Genomic DNA, 1591 nt, shown 5'->3' with positions numbered 1-1591 from the left:
CCCGCCTCATGGGCAGGGAGCGGAGGCTACACAGCCGGTACACCCCGGCGCACACCCCCGACATGATCGGCTACACCACAAGAAGGGACGCCATCCGACCGGGAACACCAAGTGCGCGGTCACGCCCTCTCCAACGCAGAACTCCGCAGCCGTGGGCAGCGACGGCGCGGCGCATCACGGGTGGAGCCGGTCTCAGGAGCGGCTCCACCCACGTACTGCAAGTGCCGCTCAGAACGCTGTCAGACCGGCCCACAAGTTGAGCCTGAGGGGCGTCAAGCCGGCCACTGGTCTGGTTCCCCCAGGCCCGCAATGTCTCGCTGTGGCAGTCACGAAACGACTCAGCTCTTTTGGCTCCGCCACCGTGCGCGAGATTCGTGGTCCTATCTGTTGTTCCGCGCCGTGTGGCTATCACCAGCAGGAACAGACTGACGGAGTCCACCCAAGGGCGTTCGCCTCAATACTGGAGGCCATGGCTCCGCACTCCGTTTGCTGTACCGACCCGGATCCAAGCCCGGGGGTCGTGAGCGCGTCTCAACTTGCGCGGCAGGGTCAACACGCCTTCACGGCCCCGCAATTACGGCTACAGCCAGCCTGGCCGGGGGCACCGGCGGCGTGCGATGTCGCGTGTCGTGTGGGGTCGCCGCGTGACAGCGTGAACCTGCACCATTGCATCGCCACGTCAGCAGCATCGGCATCAGTCGCGACAGTAGATCGACTGACTTCGACTCGCACCTGCTCCCGTGCTCTTTTCGTCGACCAGCATGCCGGTGGAGGAGTGCCGACGGACGTCGACCGACTCTTCAGCACGCTTCCGACGATGTCACCAAGGTCTCCCTACTGAGGATTAATGCGTGATGTCGTCGGGGCTTGTGGCGAGGCCGGTGCCGATGAGGCAGCCGGTGATGAGGGCCGGTACTGGATCTGACGTAGGCCCCGGCGGACTGCGGTGACCAGGTGCGTGTAGTCGGCGAAGGCGATGTTGGCCAGGCTGGTGCGTCGCAGGCTGGACCAGATCCCTTCCACGGGGTTGAGGTCGGGCGCATAGGCCGGCAGCTGGAACACGGTGAGCCAGTCCCGGGCCGTGGTCCAGGCGCGCATCGCACGGCTGAGGTGCAGGCCAACGTTGTCCCAGACCAGCACGATCGGTCCGCCGAGCTTGGTGTGGGCGGCGGTAAGCAGGTCCCGTAAGTCCTTCCAGGAGAAGCCCTTGCGGCCGTCGGCCCGCCGGTCACCGGTGTGCCGGAACACCAACCGCGGCCGCTCGCCGGGCTTGTAGCAGCAAAGAGCGGCCACTGACAGGTGACGTCTGCTGCCGCCGTTGACCCGGATCACCGGGGTGACGCCTGCGCGGGACCAGGTGCGGGCGGTATGCGGCGTCATCGAGAGGCTCAGTCAAGATTATCGTGAAGCGATGACGCGGCGTCATGCAAGGAGGACTCGTTTACGGAGAAGCGGGAGGCTTGCACGTCCGTACATCTGTCGTTTGAGCATCTTGGTCCGGTTCACGTGGCCTTCGACGGGGCCGCTGCTCCACGGCAGGGTGAGGCCGGCCAGGACAGCGTCCCAGTCGCGTTCGAGTCCGTCGGCAAAA

Annotated in this window: 1 protein-coding gene and 1 pseudogene; both read right to left on the bottom strand. The window is 65.8% G+C overall.

What is annotated here, in order from left to right; all coding sequences use genetic code 11:
• Positions 1 to 834 precede the first annotated feature (834 nt).
• Positions 835 to 1380 (bottom strand): transposase, encoded by a 546-nt coding sequence (locus ACFW3D_RS42120; protein WP_500513787.1) that lies wholly within the window; start codon positions 1378 to 1380, stop codon positions 835 to 837.
• Positions 1381 to 1422: 42 nt separating this feature from the next.
• Positions 1423 to 1591: pseudogene (locus ACFW3D_RS42115) on the bottom strand (ISL3 family transposase); the annotation flags it as partial.

This window comes from Streptomyces sp. NPDC058864 (assembly GCF_042742985.1).
Classification (GTDB): domain Bacteria; phylum Actinomycetota; class Actinomycetes; order Streptomycetales; family Streptomycetaceae; genus Actinacidiphila.
Note: the sequence above shows the minus strand (reverse complement) of the source record. Positions and strands in the feature narration are given on the sequence as shown.

Bases quoted from the DNA above. Each gene is read 5' to 3' on its own strand.
- ACFW3D_RS42120 (WP_500513787.1), bottom strand. From the start codon at position 1,380: ATGACGCCGCATACCGCCCGCACCTGGTCCCGCGCAGGCGTCACCCCG.